This window comes from Streptomyces sp. NPDC005799, assembly GCF_040630525.1.
GTDB lineage: Bacteria > Actinomycetota > Actinomycetes > Streptomycetales > Streptomycetaceae > Streptomyces > Streptomyces griseorubiginosus_B.
Map to the genome: position 1 here is coordinate 31,444 of NZ_JBEXXQ010000033.1, position 18,167 is coordinate 49,610.

17 protein-coding genes and 1 pseudogene are annotated in these 18,167 nt (G+C 70.6%); 13 read left to right on the forward strand and 5 right to left on the reverse strand.

Annotation, left to right across the window (positions count from 1 at the left end; genetic code table 11):
- Positions 1 to 5: 5 nt before the first annotated feature.
- From ABZ453_RS29310 to ABZ453_RS29325, 4 genes are read left to right on the forward strand one after another with little or no spacing between them, the layout of a single operon-like run.
- On the forward strand, positions 6 to 833 hold the full coding sequence (locus ABZ453_RS29310; protein WP_359019382.1) for an NAD(P)-dependent oxidoreductase: 828 nt from the start codon (positions 6 to 8) through the stop codon (positions 831 to 833).
- A 36-nt stretch (positions 834 to 869) separates the two neighbouring features.
- Positions 870 to 2,345: an aldehyde dehydrogenase family protein gene (locus tag ABZ453_RS29315; RefSeq protein WP_359019384.1), complete on the forward strand. Its 1,476-nt coding sequence runs from the start codon at positions 870 to 872 to the stop codon at positions 2,343 to 2,345.
- Positions 2,338 to 2,715, forward strand: coding sequence for a carboxymuconolactone decarboxylase family protein (locus tag ABZ453_RS29320; RefSeq protein ID WP_359019386.1), 378 nt, complete (start codon positions 2,338 to 2,340; stop codon positions 2,713 to 2,715). Before ABZ453_RS29315 ends, ABZ453_RS29320 begins: the two co-directional genes overlap by 8 nt.
- Before the next feature lie 42 nt (positions 2,716 to 2,757).
- Positions 2,758 to 3,144, forward strand: a complete 387-nt coding sequence (locus ABZ453_RS29325) for a carboxymuconolactone decarboxylase family protein (protein ID WP_359019388.1) — start codon at positions 2,758 to 2,760, stop codon at positions 3,142 to 3,144.
- A 108-nt stretch (positions 3,145 to 3,252) separates the two neighbouring features.
- Here ABZ453_RS29325 and ABZ453_RS29330 read toward each other — a convergent pair whose 3' ends face one another.
- Positions 3,253 to 3,915: an NAD(P)H-binding protein gene (locus ABZ453_RS29330; protein ID WP_359019390.1), complete on the reverse strand. Its 663-nt coding sequence runs from the start codon at positions 3,913 to 3,915 to the stop codon at positions 3,253 to 3,255.
- Between the two features lie 84 nt (positions 3,916 to 3,999).
- On the opposite strand from ABZ453_RS29330, the pseudogene ABZ453_RS29335 reads away from it, so the two are divergent.
- A pseudogene (locus ABZ453_RS29335) lies at positions 4,000 to 4,182 on the forward strand (transcriptional regulator); the annotation flags it as partial.
- On the opposite strand, the gene ABZ453_RS29340 reads toward ABZ453_RS29335, so the two are convergent.
- The 4 genes from ABZ453_RS29340 to ABZ453_RS29355 all read right to left on the reverse strand — a co-directional run bounded on the left by ABZ453_RS29340 (position 4,183) and on the right by ABZ453_RS29355 (position 10,250).
- Entirely contained in the window at positions 4,183 to 6,393 is a 2,211-nt protein-coding gene (locus ABZ453_RS29340) for an MMPL family transporter (RefSeq protein ID WP_359019392.1), read from the reverse strand.
- A 401-nt stretch (positions 6,394 to 6,794) separates the two neighbouring features.
- Positions 6,795 to 7,472, reverse strand: a complete 678-nt coding sequence (locus ABZ453_RS29345) for a response regulator transcription factor (protein WP_359019394.1) — start codon at positions 7,470 to 7,472, stop codon at positions 6,795 to 6,797.
- Positions 7,469 to 8,635, reverse strand: a complete 1,167-nt coding sequence (locus tag ABZ453_RS29350) for a histidine kinase (RefSeq protein WP_359019539.1) — start codon at positions 8,633 to 8,635, stop codon at positions 7,469 to 7,471. Before ABZ453_RS29350 ends, ABZ453_RS29345 begins: the two co-directional genes overlap by 4 nt.
- A 976-nt stretch (positions 8,636 to 9,611) precedes the next feature.
- Positions 9,612 to 10,250, reverse strand: a complete 639-nt coding sequence (locus ABZ453_RS29355) for an XRE family transcriptional regulator (RefSeq protein WP_359019396.1) — start codon at positions 10,248 to 10,250, stop codon at positions 9,612 to 9,614.
- Between the two features lie 139 nt (positions 10,251 to 10,389).
- On the opposite strand from ABZ453_RS29355, the gene ABZ453_RS29360 reads away from it, so the two are divergent.
- From ABZ453_RS29360 to ABZ453_RS29395, 8 genes are all read left to right on the forward strand, one after another.
- Positions 10,390 to 10,911: a flavin reductase family protein gene (locus ABZ453_RS29360; RefSeq protein ID WP_359019398.1), complete on the forward strand. Its 522-nt coding sequence runs from the start codon at positions 10,390 to 10,392 to the stop codon at positions 10,909 to 10,911.
- Positions 10,908 to 11,792, forward strand: coding sequence for an MBL fold metallo-hydrolase (locus ABZ453_RS29365; RefSeq protein ID WP_359019400.1), 885 nt, complete (start codon positions 10,908 to 10,910; stop codon positions 11,790 to 11,792). Before ABZ453_RS29360 ends, ABZ453_RS29365 begins: the two co-directional genes overlap by 4 nt.
- A gap of 1 nt (position 11,793) precedes the next feature.
- Positions 11,794 to 12,999 (forward strand): amidohydrolase family protein, encoded by a 1,206-nt coding sequence (locus tag ABZ453_RS29370; protein WP_359019402.1) that lies wholly within the window; start codon positions 11,794 to 11,796, stop codon positions 12,997 to 12,999.
- A gap of 139 nt (positions 13,000 to 13,138) precedes the next feature.
- Positions 13,139 to 13,897 carry an ABC transporter ATP-binding protein gene (locus ABZ453_RS29375; RefSeq protein WP_359019404.1) on the forward strand — a complete coding sequence of 253 codons (759 nt, stop codon included), beginning with the start codon at positions 13,139 to 13,141 and terminating at the stop codon, positions 13,895 to 13,897.
- Complete coding sequence (locus ABZ453_RS29380; RefSeq protein WP_359019405.1) at positions 13,894 to 14,772, forward strand: ABC transporter permease; 879 nt, start codon at positions 13,894 to 13,896, stop codon at positions 14,770 to 14,772. The genes ABZ453_RS29375 and ABZ453_RS29380 overlap by 4 nt, the downstream gene beginning before the upstream one ends.
- A 54-nt stretch (positions 14,773 to 14,826) precedes the next feature.
- Positions 14,827 to 15,999: a hypothetical protein gene (locus tag ABZ453_RS29385; RefSeq protein WP_359019407.1), complete on the forward strand. Its 1,173-nt coding sequence runs from the start codon at positions 14,827 to 14,829 to the stop codon at positions 15,997 to 15,999.
- On the forward strand, positions 15,999 to 17,384 hold the full coding sequence (locus ABZ453_RS29390; RefSeq protein ID WP_359019409.1) for an FAD-binding protein: 1,386 nt from the start codon (positions 15,999 to 16,001) through the stop codon (positions 17,382 to 17,384). Before ABZ453_RS29385 ends, ABZ453_RS29390 begins: the two co-directional genes overlap by 1 nt.
- A complete protein-coding gene (locus ABZ453_RS29395; RefSeq protein ID WP_359019411.1) occupies positions 17,381 to 18,166 on the forward strand; it encodes a creatininase family protein in 786 nt (261 codons plus the stop codon). Before ABZ453_RS29390 ends, ABZ453_RS29395 begins: the two co-directional genes overlap by 4 nt.
- Position 18,167 lies beyond the last annotated feature (1 nt).

The window sequence follows — 18,167 nt, forward strand, 5'->3', positions numbered from 1 at the left end:
CCCCCATGACGCGGGTGGGCTTCGTCGGGCTGGGCAGCCAGGGCGCACCGATGGCGCGCAGGATCACCGAGGAAGGCTTCCCCCTGACGCTGTGGGCGCGCCGCCGCGCCGCCACGGACGCGTTCGCCGACACGGCCGCCACCGTGGCCGCGACACCGGCCGATCTGGGAGCCGCGAGCGACATCGTGTGCCTGTGCGTCGTCGCGGACGCCGACGTCGAGGACGTACTCCTCCGCGCCGACGGAGTGCTGACCGGCATGTCGCCGGGTGGAATCGTGGCCATCCACTCCACTGTCCATCCCGACACCTGCCGACGCGTCGCCGACGAGGCCGCCAAGCGGGAGATCTCCGTGGTGGACGCCCCGGTCAGCGGGGGAGGGGGCGCCGCCGCGCAACGCCGGCTCCTGGTGATGGCGGGTGGAAGGGAGGCGGACGTCACCCGTTGCCGCCCGGTGTTCGGCACCTTCGCCGACCCGGTTGTCCACCTCGGCCCCCTCGGCAGCGGCCAACTCGCCAAACTGGTCAACAATTTCGTGTTCACCGCCCACGTCGGCCTGGCGTTGGACACCTTCACGCTCGCCGACGCGCTCGGCATGGATCGCGCGGTCGTCGCGCAGGTGCTGGCCCACGGCACCGGTGGCAGCCGCGCCGCGACCATCCTCGCCGCGTCCGGCTTCAACACCGACGGACTGCGCCAGGCGTTGCCCCTGCTGCGCAAGGACGTCGACCTTCTGCTCGACGTCGCCGGCGCAGCCGGGGCGCCGCGGCTCCGGACCCTGACGGACCTCGCCGCGCACACGCTGTCGACGCTGGGCCGGCGTCCGGCGCCCTGACCACGCCCACCAGGACGACCCGAAGGCGGCACCGACATGACCACATCCCTTTCCCGCGACCTCGGCACCACCGGCCCCCTCATCGACGGCACCTGGCTCCCAGCCACCTCCGCCGGCGCACAGGACCACATCAACCCGGCCACCGCCCGGACCAACGGCACCGTCCTCCTGGCCGGGCCGCAGGAGATCGACGCGGCCGTGGCGGCGGCCAGGCGAGCCTTCCCGCAGTGGCGGGTGATGTCGCCCGACCAACGCCGCCGCATCCTCCAGCGCGTCGAGGAACTCATGCTGGAGAGGGTGCCGGAGCTCGGCCGCCTGAACACCCTCGAACTCGGCGTGCCGTTCCGTACCTCGGCGGCGCTGGCGCACCTGAGCGCGGGATGGTTCGGCTACTACGCCGGCTGGGCCGACAAACTCGAGGGCGCGACCATCCCGCCCAGCCCGCGCATGGTGCCGGGCCTGGACTACACCGTGCCCGAGCCGTACGGCGTCATCGGTGTCATCCTCACCTGGAACGGCCCGATCATGTCGGTCGGCATGAAGATCGCCCCCGCGCTCGCGGCCGGAAACTGCGTCGTGGTCAAGGCCCCCGATCTCGCCCCCTTCACCGTGGCCCGGTTCGCCGACATCGCCCTGGAGGCCGGGCTGCCTCCGGGTGTGCTCCACGTCCTGCCCGGTGGACCGGAGGCCGGCGAGCGGCTGGTCCGCCCCCCCGACGTCGCCAAGATCTCCTTCACCGGAGGCATTCCGACCGCGAAGAAGATCCTCGACGCGGCCCGCCACACCCTCAAACCCGTCGTCCTCGAACTGGGCGGTAAGACGGCCACCATCGTCTTCCCCGACGCCGACCTCGACGAGGCCGTCGCCGAGACCGTCCGCTCCTGCTTCACCCTCTCCGGACAGGGCTGCAACCTGACCACCCGCATGCTGGTGCACCGCGAGGTGTACGACCGGGTGGTCGCCGCCACCGGCGAGGCCGCCGCCGGATTCCGGGTCGGCGATCCCTTCGATCAGGCGACGGCACTCGGCCCGGTCGTCGGCGCGACGGCCCACGAACGGATCCTCGGCGTGATCGAACGGGCCGCCAAGGACAGCCGTCTGATAGCCGGGGGCCACACCACCGACCCGTCCCGGCTGCCGCCGGACAACCGCGACGGCTACTTCATCGACCCCACCGTCCTCGCCGACGTCGACCCGCACAGCGAGGTCGCCCGGCACGAGGTCTTCGGCCCCGTGCTGTCCATCATCCCCTTCGACAGCGATGACGAGGCGGTCGAACTGGCCAACTCGACGCCCTACGGTCTCGGCACCGCCCTGCACACCCGCGACGTGTCCCGCGTCCAGCGCATCGTCCCTCGCCTCCAGTCGGGCACCGTCCTCGTCAACGGCGCCTCGGGGCAGCCGCCGGGTGCTCCCTTCGGCGGCTACAAGCAGAGCGGCTACGGCCGTGAAGGCGGCAAAGAGGGCCTCTATGAATTCCTCCAGACCAAGAACGTCTTCATCCGTGCGTGACGACGCACCCGAACTCCCCCTCCAGGAGACCGAGATGGACGACAGGGCCGCCGAACGGACCCTGACCGAAGTGCTCCCCGGCCATCAACCCCCGACGGCAACGCCGTTCGGCCGGGCCGCACGGGACTTCCTGTACGGCGAGGTCTGGTCGCGTCCCGGCCTGGGCCGGCGGGACCGCCGCTGGGTGACGCTGACCTGCGTGGCCGCCGCCGACGCACCGCAGCCGATCGAGGACCACGTCCACGCGGCGCTCGCCTCCGGCGACATCGGACTTGAGGCCATGCTGGAGTTCGTCCTGCACTTCGCGGTCTACTGCGGCTGGCCCAAGGCCTCCCACCTGGAGGGTGCGATCGCCCGGCAGTGGGACTGAATCCACCGCGACCGTGGCCAACAGGCCCCTGTCTGGCCGCAGTTGGAGACGGACACGCTCGGATCCGACGTCTGGGAGGAGCGACTCAAGCGCGGCGCCGAGGAGTTCGTCGACGTCAACCTCGTCCCCGCGCCTCCCCCGAACTCGCCGTACCGACAGGCCGGCATCCTGAGCTTCGTCTTCGGCCATGTGTGGCAGCGCCCCGGGCTGACCCGCAGGGAGCGCAGGATCATCACCGTCGCCTGCGTCGCCCTCGACGACTCACCCGTCCCTCTCCACTCCCACGTCACCGCCGCCCTCCACTCCGGTGAGATCACGAAGGCGGAGATGGACGAGATCGTGCTCCAGTTCGCCGCCTACTACGGCTTCGCCAAGGGCGAGGCGCTCGCGGACGCGGTCGAGACGGCGTGGGCGTCCAAGCCCCGCTGACGAGAGCCGGCCAGGCATCCACCTTGGCGACGGCCCGTGTACGTCAGCACCGTGAAACGGCGGGAGACCAACCGCCCTCACCGGCGCAACGAACGGAGTCTCGCCAGGTCAGCCGCGTGCGTTCCAGACGAGCGGTGCCTTGTGGATCCATGTGCCCTGTTCGACGGTGTCCAGGAGGAAGCCGGCGAGGTCGGCGCGGTTGATCCGTGTGCCCGGCTTATCGGCTCCGGCCTCGGCGGCCCGCACCGGGGTGACGATGGACCCTTCAGTGAGAAGGACGGCCCGCACGAGGGTCCAGTCGGTGTCGGAGGCGCGTACGACCTCGTCCACGCCGTCGTGATCGTCGAAGCCGGCCTTGAGGGTGGAGAACCTGACGACGGCCTTGAAGACCGGGTTGAGGTCGGCCCTGCCGTCCCCGGCGTTCTGAGTGGAGGTCACGACGACCCGGCGGATGTCCTGTTCGCTCATTACCGCCAGGGTGTTGCGGGTGGCCTCGGTCATGAACATGGGCGGGCTGACGGGCTTGGCCCAAGGATTGTCGGAGGCGCGGGAGTTGTTGAGCGCGCTGATCACCGCCGCACAGCCCTGGGCGGCCTTGCGGAGGTCGTCGATGTTGGAGGGCGTGCCCTGGATCAGCTCGACGCCGTGCGGGGCCTGGAGGGTGTGAGGATCGCGCACCAGTGCGCGGACGCGGTGGCCGCGTGCGACGGCCTGAGTGAGCACATGGCTTCCGGTGCGGCCGTTGCCGCCTAGAACGAGCAGATCGGTCATGGTGCCACCTAGGTGGTGAAGGGCGTGGGAGGAGGGGGCGACCACGGTTTGACGTGCAGGCGCCATACAAAACACACATTGGTCGGGCTGGTGACACGTACCGCCTACGCGGAGGTGCCCCCACGCCCGGAGTACGCACTCATCCCCCTCGGCCGCAGCCTGCGCGGAGCTGTCCCGAACCCAAGTCCCGCCTGGGGCGCCCCGGTTCATCACCTCCGGGACGCCCCACCGCGGGCGCCTGTTCCCTCTCGCCGCGCGGGAGGGTGATCAGGAACTGCTGGACGGCTCCGGTGCGAGGGTCGGGCTGTCCGCCGATGCCTCCTCGACGGGCTCGTCCGGCGGGTCGACGGAGAGGTGGGGCAGTCTGCGGTCGAGCCAGGCGGGCAGCCACCAGTTGGCGTTGCCGAACAGGTGCATCGCGGCGGGGACCAGGATGGTGCGCAGGATGAACGCGTCCAGGGCGACCGCGGAGGCCAGGCCGATGCCGAACTCGGCGATCACGCGCTGGCCGCCGAAGACGAAGGCGATGAAGACGCAGACCATGATGGCGGCGGCGGCGGTGATGACCCGCGCGGTCTCCACCTGGCCGACCCGCACCGCTCGGGCGTTGTCCTTGGTGTGCACCCACTCCTCGTGCATTCGGCTGACCAGGAACACCTGGTAGTCCATGGACAGGCCGAAGAGGATGGACAGCATCATCACGGGAAGGAACGCCTCCACCGGTCCGGCCTTGCCGAGCCCCAGCGAGTCGGAGCCCCAGCCCCACTGGAACACCGCGACCAGGACGCCGAAGGAGGCTCCGGCGGCCAGCAGGTTCATCACCGCCGCGGTGAGCGGTATCAGCAGGCTGCGGAAGGCGAGCAGGAGCAGCAGCCCGCCGAGGACCACGATCACCGTGATGAACAGCGGCAGTTTGCCGGAGAGCACGCTCGCGAAGTCGGTGAATATCGCGGTCGACCCACCGACGTAGACCTTGAGGGTGGTGCCCTTCTCGGCTGCCGGTACCACGTTGTCACGCAGGTGATGGATCAGATCGGAGGTCTGCTTGGCCTGCGGGGAGGTGGTGGGGAAGACCTGGACGATCCCCACCGTGGAGCCGGGCCGGATCGGCGCCGCGACGACGCTCGCGACCCCGTGGACGTCCTTCAACTGGGCGGACAGTTCGGTCAGGGCGGTCTTGTCCGCGGCCGTGGGGGCCTGGGCGACCAGTTGCAGCGGCCCGTTGAAGCCGGGGCCGAAGCCGTCGGCCAGCAGGTCGTAGGCCTTGCGGGTGGTGTTGGACGCCGGGTCGTTGCCCGAGTCGGAGGAGCCCAGACGCAGCGACAAGACGGGGATGGTCAGGACGACCATCACGACCAGCGCGATTGCGGACAGCACTCGGGGGCGCTGTTGCACCACGGCGGCCCAGCGGACCCAGGGGCCCGACACGACGTTCTCGGGCAGGGGCTCACCCGCCACCAGACGGCGCCGTGCCCGCCTGCCGAGGACCCGGTTGCCCAGCAGGGACAGCAGGGCCGGAAGCAGGGTCAGCGAGGCGAACACGGTCAGCGCCACTGTCACCGCCGAGGCGATGGCGATTCCGTTGAGGAATTTGGTCTGCAGCACGAGCATGCCGAGCAGGGCGATGCAGACGGTTCCACCAGCGAACAGCACGGCACGGCCCGAGGTGTTCACGGCCCTGGCCAAGGACTCCTCGACGTCGTGTCCGGCCTGCAGTCCCTTGCGGTGCCGGGTGACGATGAACAGGGCGTAGTCGATGCCCACGCCGAGGCCGATGAGGGCGGACAGGGTCGGGGCGATCTCACCGATGGTCACCGCATGGCTGAGCAGGCCCGTGGTGAGGATGGCGGTGCCGACGCCGGCGACCGCGGTCAGGATCGGCAGGAGCATGGCGAACAGCGAGCCGAAGGCGACGAAGAGCACCACGGCGGCGGCCACCACGCCGACGAGTTCACTGGTGGCGGGTGGCGTCTGCTCGGTGCTCTTGATCGCCTGGCCGCCCAGTTCGACCTTCAGGCCGTCGGTCCTGGCCGCCTCGGCGGTGTCGATCACCCGCTGGATGTTCGCCTTGTCGAGGTCCTGCTGGACCTTGGCGAAGTTCACCTGGGCGTAGGCGGTGCGGCCGTCCTTGCTGATCTGGGCCGCACCCTGCGGGCTGTAGGGGCTGGTGACACCGCTGACTTCGGGCAGTTTGGCGATCTTGTCCAGGGTGCCGGTCATCCGCTCCTTCGTCGCGCTGTCGCGGACGGAGCCGGAGTCGACGTGCCACACCACCGTGTCGGTGTCACCGGCCTGCGCCGGGAAGGACGACTTCAGCAGGTTGAGGGCACGGGTGGACTCGGTGTTCGGCAGGGAGAAGCTGTTGCTGTAGGCGCTGCCGGCGCTCTGCGAGGCGACGACCAGTCCGCCGAGCAGGCCGAGCCACAACAGGACGACGACGAGCCGGTGTTGATAGCACCAGCGGGCGAGAGTAGACAATGGGGCTCCGCGTTCAGGAGTGGCTGGTTCGGCAGGTGCCGATAGGTGGAAGGGGCCGGCTCGTCGGCCGGCTGGGTGGCTCCCTGCGCCATGCGGCAGGCTGCGGGGGCACGGGAGACTCTCGACGACGTGTCCGCTTCGTGGGTTGCTGCGCTTCGATCATGGTCACTACCGCACGTCCGGGGCCCCTACCGGGCTTCGTGACCGGAAACGTTAGGAGTCCGGGAACCGCGAATCTTGGTACCCAGGGGAGCAATGACCCGCTCGCTGTGGTACCGCGGTACTACAGGGAGTGGAACGTCCGTACCCGCTCCGGTGGTTGACTGGCGCGGCCGGCCGACACGGGGCGAGGGCAGCGGCCGTACAAGGAGTGGCGGCAGGCGTTGCGAGGCCCCGGTGCCTCACTCGGGCGGGCGCGGATGGGCCAGCCCCAGGTCGTAGGCGAGGATGACGGCCTGGACGCGGTCGCGGGCCCCGAGTTTGGCCAGGACGCGGCCGATGTACGTCTTCACCGTGGACTCCGACAGCACCAGACGCTCGGCGATCTCACTGTTGGTCCAGCCCCGGCCGATGGCGCCGAATATCTCGCGCTCGCGTTCTGTCAGCGAGCGGACCCTCTGGTCGTGCTCCGGCATGCGGCTGGGCGAGGTCTGGGGCAGGTGATGGGCGTAGGCATCGAGCAGTCGGCGGGTGAGTGCCGGAGCGATGATGGCGTCGCCCCCGGCGACCGCGCGGATGCCGGCCAGCAGCTCATCCGGCTGGGCGTCCTTGAGGAGGAAGCCGCTGGCTCCCGCACGCAGGGCCGCGTGAGCGTACTCGTCCAGGTCGAAGGTGGTCAGGACGAGGACCCGGGAGCGGCCGCCGGAGGCGATGATGCGGCGGGTTGCCTCGATTCCGTCCATGCCGGGCATCCGGACGTCCATGAGGATGACGTCGGGCCGGAGTTCGGCGGCCATGCGGACGGCCTCGCCGCCGTGCTCCGCCTCGCCGACGACCTCGGTGCCGGGAGAGCTCTCCAGCAGCATGCGGAAGCCGAAGCGCTGCAGCGGCTGGTCATCGACGATGAGCACGGTGGTCACTGCGCACCGCCCGCGGGGGAGGGCTGGGGCACACCGGTGATCGGGGTGAGGTCGAGGACGGTTCGCACCGCCCAGCCTCCGTCGGGAGCGGGCGCCGCGGTGACGGTTCCGTTGTAAAGGGCGGCGCGTTCTCTCATACCGGTGAGACCTTGTCCCTGGTCGTGGGGCGGTTCGGGGTGGGCGGCATGCGCGCCTGGGCCGGTGTCGTGGACGTCGATGCGCAGATCCATGTCACCCGCGGTCAGCGTCAGGTCGATGCGTGTGTCACGGCCCGCGTGTTTCAGGGCGTTGGTGAGCGCTTCCTGGACGATTCGGTATGCGGTCAGCTGGACACCACGATCAAGGTTGTCCAGATCTCCACTGGTGCGGTAGACGACCTGTGGGCCGGCGGCGCGGATGCGGGCGCAGAGGGCGTTGATGTCCACGATCCGGGGCTGCGGGCTGAGCTGGGCGGCGTCGGAGGCGGCGCGCTGGTCGCGCAGGACGCCGAGCGTGCGGCGCAGTTCACCCAGTGCCTGGCGTCCGGTGTCGCTGATCATGAGCAGGGCCTGTTTGCCGCGTTCGGGGGTGATGTCGGCCGCCCGTGCCCCGCCGTCCGCGAGGGTGATGATGACGGAGAGGTTGTGGCCGACGATGTCGTGCATCTCGCGGGCGACCCGGGTGCGTTCGGTGGCGGCGGCCAGTTGGATACGTTGGTCGCGTTCGATCTCCAGTCGGGCCGCGCGGTCGTGCAGGGCCGCCAGCTGAGCCCGCCGCACGCGCACGGCAAGCCCCAGCGCGACCGCGGCGACCAGGGTGGTGCTGAGGAAGAACATCCCGTCCACCATCGACACCTCGCCCCTCAGCCGCAGGGCGATCAGTCCCAGGCCGAGGGCCAGCGCCGCGCAGGCCACGGGCAGGTGGCGCGGGCGCCCGCGCAGCGCAAGATGGTAAAGGGCGATCAGCACGGCCATTCCGGCGCGCAGCCAGACTCCCAGAGCGCACACGAGGAGGAACACCGCGGCGGTCACGGTGAAGGTCATGGCAGGCCGTCTGCGCCGCCACAGCAGGGGCAGCAGCAGACCCGCCTGAAACGCGATCGTCCCCGGCCAGGGCAGGCGGGTGAAGTCCACGTTGAACTCCAGCGGGCGCTGCGAGGATATCAGGTCGGGCACGCACAGCATCAGAATCAGAACGACGACCGCACCGGCGTCCAGCAGCCATGGACGGTCCCGGTCGATCTCCCCGATGTGCTTCCCGGCACAGGTCGCCCGTCTGACCAGCGGGTGATCCCATATGGCCTCGGTTCCCGCGTGAGACGAGTGGGGGGCTGTCCCCGGCAGGGGCCTGTCGTCGGCGCTCATGGATGTCCCCTGCCCGTCATGGCCCGGCGCCTGGCGGCACGGTGACCGCCTGAGTCGGTACCGCACCGACCGGGACCGAGGGCCGCGTCACGCATCCGTGCGCACCTGACGGTACGCGGCCCCAGCCAGGGCGAGCGAGGTCCAGCCCATGGCACCGGCCCGCCTCCCGACTGCCGTCTTCTCTCCGTACCGCTTCGTCGGTTGCTCCGCCTCGAGCATGGTCACTACCTCGCATTGGCTGTCGGCCCTACCGGACTCCGTCAAACAGGAACGCTAGGAGGCTGACAGCCGCGAATCCTGGTACCCAGGACGGCATTGACGCGGGCCAGGTGGTACCGCGGTACCACCTGGAGCGAAACATTCTTCTCGGCAGGGCCTCCGCACGGCCCTGCCGTCACTCCAGCGCGCGCTTGCCCGGCGCCCAGAACGGCTTGGTGAGGACCGACCGCCGGTCCCGGCCCGCCTCCCGCCTCTCCGGCGAAGGAGGCGATGCCGCTGGGCGGGGGAGCGAGCTGTCGTACGGCGGCGGGGAGCGGCGTTTATCTGACCAGCCGGTCGAGGCGCTCGCTGTGGGCCAGCGGCAGCCGGTCGGTCTCCGTCGCTCTCCACACGGCCCCCAGCAGGCGCCCGGTCCCGCGCCCGGATGATCCAGCACGCACAACTCGACGACACCGGTGGGTTCGTAGCGCCATACCGAGTATGTGCGCCGAGTCAGCCCGCTGTGGCTCCGACATGGGTGCGGCGTCACAACGGCTTGCTCGGGCAGGTGAATCCGGTGATTCGGTGCGCGGTGTGCTCAGCCGTGATGATCGGCCTCGCCCGTCGCGTTCTGGACGGTGAGCAGCCGGACCTGTGAGCCGTCGCCGACAGCGCGCCAGCGGTGGGAGGTGCCGCCGGGGTAGTGAATGCTGTCCCCGGGGCCGAGCCTGTGCAGGCCGGACGCTCCGTCCGTCCGGAGTTCGATCTCGATCTCGCCGGCGATGACGTAGACGAACTCGTCACCGGGGTGGTCGTAGAAGTCGGCGAACACCTCCCCGACCCCCGTGTACTCCACGGGATGGAACGAGTAGGCGGGCGTGCCGAGCATCCGTGCGGTGCCGCCGGTGTTGCTCACGGGCAGGCCCGCGCCCGCGCGCACCAGGTGGACGGTGTCGGCCGCGCCGTCGGTGTGCGGAGCCGCCGTGGCCATGAGCGCCTGCTGGGTGGTGCCGAGGGCGCGGGCGATCCGGTGCAGGGAGGGCATGCTGGGCCGGGTCAACCCGCGCTCCAACTGGCTGAGGAACGGGTGGGAGAGCCCGGCGCGCTCGGCGAGCTGGACGAGGGTCAGGCCGCGTTCCTTGCGCAGTTTCCGGATCGCGCCGCCGAGTTCGGCGCGCAGCAGCGCGTCCGTCTCTCCGGTGGCGGGAGGCGTGGTGTTGGCGGTTCGGGCCGGCATGGCAGGAATCCTAAAGGGTGGAGGTGGGTGTGCCACTGGGGTGCGAGGGTCGGTGGCGGAGGGTTTTACGCCGGTGAAACACGAGGGTCCTACGCTGAATGTTGATGGTATGAACATCCCTCGCTTCCAGGGAGCCCCCATGGCCGCGGCCAGATCCGACCGTTCCGTCCTCTCCCCGCCCGACTCCGCCTTCCTCGACGCCATGGCGGCCCTGGCCGGCGGCGTCTGTGTCGTCACCGCGCTGACCGGGGAGGGGCGCCCGGTCGGCTTCACGAGCACCGCCGTCATGAGTCTGAGCAGGCAACCGCAGCTGCTCGCCATCGGCGTGGGCAGCGGCGTCCGCTCACTGCCCGCGTTGCTCGACGGCCGCAGGTTCGCCCTGAACATCCTGCACTCCGGCGGCGAGCACGTCTCCCGGCGCTTTGCCGACCGCACCGTGGACCGGTTCGCGGGGATCGAGTGGTCGGCCGAGGAGGGGAGCGGGCTGCCGATGCTGCTCGCGCACAGCTCGTACACCGTGCTGTGCAGCGTCGTGACCGAACTCCGGGCCGGTGACCACCATCTGATCGTCGCGGCCGTCGACGACGTGGTGACCGGTACGGGCGGACCGACCGCGCTCGTGCACCACGACCGCCGGTACCACGCGCTCGGTGCCGCGTGAGCCGCCCCGGCTGGTTCCAGGTCGCCGAGACGGGTCCGGGAGCGTTCGTCATCGCCGAGCCCGGCCACGTCAACAGCTACCTCCTGCTCGGCGACGAGCTGGCCCTGCTCTACGACACGGGCATGGGCATCGCCGACATCGGTGAGCAGGTCCGGCAGCTGACCCGGCTGCCGCTCCTCGTCGTCAACTCCCACCACCACTTCGACCACCGCGGCGGCAACGCCTCCCTGGCCGCGCACGCCGCGGACATCGCCGTACACGCCGACGGAGCCCCGCTGCACACGGCTCCGGCCCCGCACGATTGGCTGGAGTCGTACGCGCACATCGCGCACGACCTCCGCAAACGGTACGAGGAGTTCCACGCCGTGGACGCCGGCGGGTTCTTCCTGACCGACTCCCGCGTCGAGGTACGGCCGGTGCCCGACCTGGCCGACTGGCGGATCGAGGCCGTACGCCCCACCCGGCTGCTGCGCGAGGGGGACGTACTGGACCTGGGCGGCCGGAGCCTGAAAGTCCTGCACACCCCAGGGCACTCACCGGACGGCATCTGTCTGTGGGAGCCGGCCACCGGGCTGCTACTGGCCGGGGACACCCTCATCAGCGGAACCTTCTTCGCCCACGTGCCCGGCGCAGACGTGACAGCGTTCGCGGGCTCCACGCGCCGTCTCGCCGAACTGCCCGTCACCACCGCCCTGCTCGGCCACAACCTGCGCCACCGGGAGTCGGCGGACTTCGTGGCCCGGGTCGCCGACGCCTTCGCGGCCGTACGGGACGGCACAACCCGCCCGCACGCCTCGACCGACATGTTCGGCGCCGCCGTACGACGACATGACTTCGACGGGTTCGCGGTGCTCACCGCGCCGCACGGAACGGACCACTGACATGCCACCACTGCTGTTGCGCGGCGCACGGCTGCCGGGTGGAGACGTCCGCGACGTCCTGCTCGACCCGGACAGCGGGCTCGTCGACCGCGTGGCACCGGCCGGTCTGCTGTCGCCCGTTCCGGACGAACTCGACCTGACCGGCTACCTGCTCATGGCCGCGGGCGCCGAACCGCACGCCCACCTGGACAAGGCCCTGACCTGGGACCGCGTGGGCGCACCGGCCGGAGACCTGCTCGCCGCCGTCGAGGCCTGGCGCGCCCACACCCTGCTCGTCACCGAGGAGGACGTCTTCCGGCGGGCCGCGAAGACGGTCGACGATCTGTGCGCGAACGGGGTGACGGCGGTGAGGTCCCATGTGGACCTCCTGACCGCGGGCGGCGATCCGCTGCGCGGTCTGCGGGCCCTGCTCCGGCTGCGGAAGCAAGTGCGGGGACGCGTACGGCTGCAGATCGCCGTGCTCCACGTCGACGCCCCGGAGGAGTTGCTGCACGAGGCCCTCGACCTGGGCGCGGACCTGCTGGGCGACTGTCCGCACCTGTCCGCCGACCCCGCCGCTTCCCTGTCGCGCACCCTGCGCATCGCCGCCGAACACCACGTCGGTGTCGACCTGCACGCCGACGAGACCCTCGACGCGGACGCGGGCGACCTGCGCCTGCTCGCCCGGAGCGTGCGTGAGCGCGGCCTGGCCGCCGGTGTCACCGCCAGCCACTGCGTGAGTCTCGGCATGGTGGAACCGGACGAGGCGATGCGCACGGCCAAGGAGGTCGCGGCGGCGGGGATCGGCGTGGTTGCCCTGCCGCTGACGAACCTCTACCTCCAGGGCCGCGGGCACCCGTCCGGTACACCGCGCGGGCTGACCGCCGTCCGGGCACTGCTGGATGCGGGCGTACAGGTCGCGGCGGGGGGCGACAACGTCCGGGACCCCTTCAATCCCGTGGGCCGAGCCGACCCGCTGGAGACCGCGTCGCTGCTGGTCACGGCCGGTCACCTCACGCCGGACGAGGCCCTGCACGCGGTCACGGCGGGTGCCCGCGCGGTGCTCGGGCTGCCTGCGGCGGGGCCGTACGAGGGCGCCGTGGCCGATCTTCTGGCGGTGCGGGCGGACTCGGTGTCGGAGATCCTCGGCGCGTCCTGCCCCGACCGGCTCGTCTTCGCCGGCGGACGGCTGGTCAGCCGTACGTCGGTGCACCGCGAGTTCTTCTGATCAGGATCGCGTCGAACGCCCTGTACCGCGACGAACGCCCCGGATCGCGACGGCGAACAGATACGGCCAGGATACTGGCCGGAAACAATCAATGTTCATGCTATCAACATTCCTGACTGTGGCACTGAAGGGAGCTGATGTGCCGACCACCGCCGAAAAGACGCTCGACGCGACGCTGCGATTCGAGGGTGTCGACAAGCACTTCACCAACGGGACCACCGCCCTCACCGGCGTCGAACTGCGCGTCGCCCCCGGCGAGTTCGTCGCCGTCGTCGGCCCCTCGGGTTGCGGCAAGTCCACCCTGCTCCGCCTCGCCTCCGGCCTGGACGCCGCCACCGGAGGCACTGTCCACGCCCCTGTCGACTCCGTCGGCTACGTCTTCCAGGACCCGACCCTGCTGCCCTGGCGCAGCGTCCTGGCCAACGTCGAACTCCCCGCCGAACTCGCCGGGACGGCGAAGGCCGAACGCCGGGAACGGGCCCGGGACGCCCTGCGGCTGGTGGGTCTGGAAGGCTTCGAGAAGCAGCTGCCCAGGCAGCTGTCCGGCGGCATGCGGATGCGCGTGTCCCTGGCCCGGGCCCTGATGACCCGACCCTCGCTCTTCCTGCTCGACGAGCCCTTCGGCGCCCTCGACGAGATGACCCGCCTGCGCATGCAGGAGGAACTCCAGCGCATCTACGCCGAGACCGGCTTCGCCGCCCTGTTCATCACCCACTCGGTGACCGAGGCCGTCTTCCTGGCGAGCCGGGTCGTGGTGATGTCGGCGCGGCCCGGCCGTGTCACCGCCTCCTTCGACGTCCCCTTCCCCCATCCCCGTCCGGCCGAGCTGCGCTACGACCCCGAGTTCGGCCGGATCGCCGGCGAGGTCTCGGCTGCTCTGCGAGGAGGAGTCCAGTGAGCGCGGACATCACCACCCGTGCCGACGTGGCCGTTCCCGTGACGAACCCCCTGCCCAAGGCCGGGCCGACGACGACCGCCCGGCGCCGCCGGTTCCGGGCCGCCGCACTGCTCACTCCGCTCGGATCCCTCGGTGCGGCCGTCGGCGTCTGGTACGCCGTGACCTATCTGCTGCTCAGCCCTGCCCGGCGGTTCCTCGTCCCGCCGCCCGACCAGGTCCTCACCGTGTCGTTCCTCGACTGGACCCATCTGCAGCCGATGCTCCAGGCGTTGTGGCTCACCGCCCAGGTCGCGCTCGTCGGGCTGCTCATCGCCTCCGCGCTCGGCATGACGGTGGCGGTGCTGATGAGCAGGGCGCGCTGGCTGGAACGCTCGCTGTATCCGTACGCGGTGATCCTGCAGACCGTGCCGATCCTCGCGATCGTGCCGCTGATCGGCCTCTGGTTCGGCTTCGGCTTCACCAGCCGGGTGGTCGTCTGCGTCCTGATCGCCCTCTTCCCGATGATCGCCAACACCCTGTTCGGCATCCAGTCGGTCGACCGCACCCACCACGACCTGTTCACCCTCCAGCGCGCTGGCCGCTGGTCCCGCCTGCGCAAGCTGGAACTGCCGGCCGCGCTCCCGTCGATCTTCACCGGTCTGCGCACCTCCTCCGGCCTTTCCGTGATCGGCGCGATCGTCGGGGACATGTTCTTCAAGCAGGGCGAGCCCGGCATCGGCACCCTGCTCGACGTCTACCGCTCCCGGCTGCAGTCCGAGGACCTGTTCGCCGCGATCATCCTCGCCTCGCTCTTCGGCGTGGCGGTCTTCGCCCTCTTCACCCTCATCGCCCGGCTCGCCGTCGGCTCCTGGCACGCCTCGGCCGAACGGCCGTAACCCCCCGCTCTCCTCTCTCTCCTTCCCCCGCCCCGTCCCTCAGGGAGCTCAGCCATGCCCACATCCACCAGACGTGTCGCCGTCGCGGGCGTTTCCTCCGCAATCATCCTGGTATCAGCCACCGCCTGTGGTGGCAGCTCCACGACCTCGACCGGCTCCGCCACCAAGATCCAGGCCGCCCCCGCCGCGCAGCGCCTGGCCGGCGTCTGCCCCAAGACGGTCGTCGTCCAGGTCGACTGGGAGCCCGAGGCCGAACACGGCCCGCTCTACAACCTCGTGGGCCCCGGCTACACCGTCGACAGCGACAAGAAGCGGGTCACCGGACCGCTGGTCATCGGCGGCAAGGACACCGGTGTCGACATCCAGATCCGGGCCGGCGGCTCCGCCATCGGCTACCAGAGCGTCCCCTCGCAGATGTACGTCGACAAGAGCATCACTCTCGGCACGGTCACCACCGACGTGGCCATCTCGGCGTCCGCCAAGCAGCCGGTCACGGCCGTCGCGGCACTGATGAAGAAGAGCCCGCAGGTCCTGATGTGGGACCCGGCCACCCACCCCGACTGGAAGACTATCGCCGACATCGGCAAGTCGAACGAGAAGGTCGTCTACGTCAACGGCAGCACCTACGCCGCGCTGCTGGTCTCCAAGGGCCTGATCAAGAAGGGCCAGCTGGACGGAAGTTACGACGGCGCGCCCGCCCGCTTCGTCGCCAGCCCCGGCATCGCGCAGCAGGGCTTCGCCACCGCCGAGCCGTACATCTACCAGCACGAGGTGGCGGCCTGGAAGAAGCCGATCAAGTACCAGCTGCTCTCCGACGTCGGCTTCAACGTCTACCCGGAGTCCCTGTCCGTGCGCAGCGGCGAGCTGACGTCGCTCAGCCCCTGCCTGAAGAAGCTCGTCCCCGTCCTGCAGCAGTCGGCCGCAGATTTCGCAGCCAAGCCCTCGGCGACCGTCAAACTCATCAGCGACCTGGTCCAGCAGTACAACACCGGTTGGGTCTACTCCGAGGGCACCGGCACCTTCGCCGCCCGGCAGATGGTCAAGCTCGGCATCCTCGGCAACGACACCGACGGCAGCCTCGGCAGCTTCGACATGAAGCGCGTCGCCTCCGCCCAGAAGACCTTCACGCCCCTCGTCGAGCAGAGCGGCGCCAAGGTGAAGCCGGGTCTGACGGCCCGGGATCTGGCGACCGACGAGTTCATCGACCCCTCGATCGGACTGAAGTGATGACGACCGCGAACCTGACCGCACTCACCGGACTCGTCGCCGACGAAGGCACGGCAGCCACCCCGGATCCGACGCCGCGTCAGGCAACGCCCGGCATCGAGGAGTTCTGCGCCGAGGCCGAAGAACTCCTCGGCACCGACGGGGTGATCCGTGACCCGGCCGCACGGGAGAAGGCCTCCTGCGACTGGGCCCACATGTCGCCCATCCTCTCGGCCAAACTCCCCGCCGGCCACGCCGAGGTCGTCCTGCGCCCCACCGCGCACGAGCAGATCCGCCACCTCCTGGCCCTGGCCCACCGCCACCGCATCCCCCTCACCCCCCGCGGCAAGGGCACCGGCAACTACGGCCAGGCGATCCCGCTGTCCGACGGCGCCGTGCTCGACCTCACCGGCTGCGGCAACGTCCTCGACGCGGGCGACGGCTGGATCCGCGCCGAGGCCGGGGTGAAGATGTCCGACCTGGAGGCCCACGCCCGCACCATCGGCCAGGAGCTGTGGATGTTCCCCTCCACCTTCGGCACGACGCTCGGCGGCTTCCTCTCCGGCGGCAGCGGCGGCACCGGCTCGCTGGTGCACAAGACCAACAGCGACGGCTTCGTCACCGAGTTGACCGTCGCGCCCTGCACGGCCGACGCCACCCCCTTCACGGTCCGGGACGCGGACACCTTGCCCTACATCCACGCCTACGGCACCACCGGCATCATCACCACCGCCACTGTGCGCCTTCAACCGGCCCGCACCTGGACGGGGTTGTTCGCCGCCTTCACCGACTGGCACTCCGCCACCGCCGCGCTCTCCGCACTCGTACACCTCGAACCGGCGCCGCGCCTTGCATCGCTGGACGAGGCCCGGCTCGTGCGGGTCTACCAGCCCGACCCCGCCCTCGACCCCACGGCCTTGAGCCTGCGCGCGATCATCGAGGAGGACGCCGTCGACGCGGCAGGGGCGATCGTGGCTTCCTACGGCGGGGAGGTGCGCGAGGTCCGGCCCGCGCCGGACGGTCCCGCCCTGATCAGTTCGATGTCCTTCAACCACCCCACTTACCACCTGATGAAGGCCGAGGACGGCTGGTTCCACCTGGAGGTCGCCGGCGACGTCCTGCTCGGTGACACCACTGAGATCAAAGAGGTCTTCCCCGACACCGTGCTCCACCTGGAGGGCATGCGTTCCGGCACGGTCGGCATGCTCATGGCCCGCTACCAGGACGAGACGACCGTCTACGACGGCATCGCCGCCCTGCAGGCACTGGGCGTCGGCGTGCACAGCCCGCACAACTGGTACGTCGACCGCCGCCTCGACCTCGTCCGGGACACGGCCCGTAGCGCCGATCCACTCGGCCTGCTCAACCCGGGCAAGATTCCCGCCGGTTCGGAGGAAAGCGCATGACCTTCACCAGGTTCATCGACCTGAGCGGACCCGAGATCGCGCGCTTCGACGAGGACACCGTCGCGGTACTGCCGGTCGGCGCGATCGAACAGCACGGCCCCCATCTGCCCGTGGCAACCGACTACTACATGGCCGAGGCCGTCGCCGATGGCGCCGCACGGCTCGCGGGGGAGAGCTGCGACATCACCCTGCTGCCCGGACTCGCCTACACCAAGTCCGACGAACACGCCTGGTCCGCGGGCACGTTGTGGCTCACCGCCCGCACCCTGCTGTCCGTCCTCGACGACATCGGCCGCTCGCTGGCCGCCGGCCCCGTCCGCCGCCTCGCCTTCCTCAACGCCCACGGCGGCAACAGCGCCCTGCTCGGCGTCGCTCTGCGCGAACTGCGCACCCGGCACGGCCTGCGCACCTTCCTATTGCACGCCTCGCTCCCCGCCGACCAGGGCGGCGCCTCACCGGCCACCGAACTCGGCATGGGCGTGCACGGCGGGATCAAGGAGACCGCCGCCATGCTCCACCTCCACCCCGACCTGGTCGACATGACGCGGGCCCGCCGCAGCGTCCCCGAACACCTCACCGAGTACGAGCACATCGGCTTCGGCAAGCCGGTCTCCTTCGGCTGGACCAGCGACGACTTCGCCACCCCCGACGGGGTGATCGGCGACCCCACCGGGGCCACGCCCGAACTCGGCCGCAAACTCGTGGACTCCTCCGTCGCCGCGGCAGCCGCCGCCCTGCGCGAATGCGCGCGCTTCCGCCCCGACCGCCCGACCACCCGCTAGG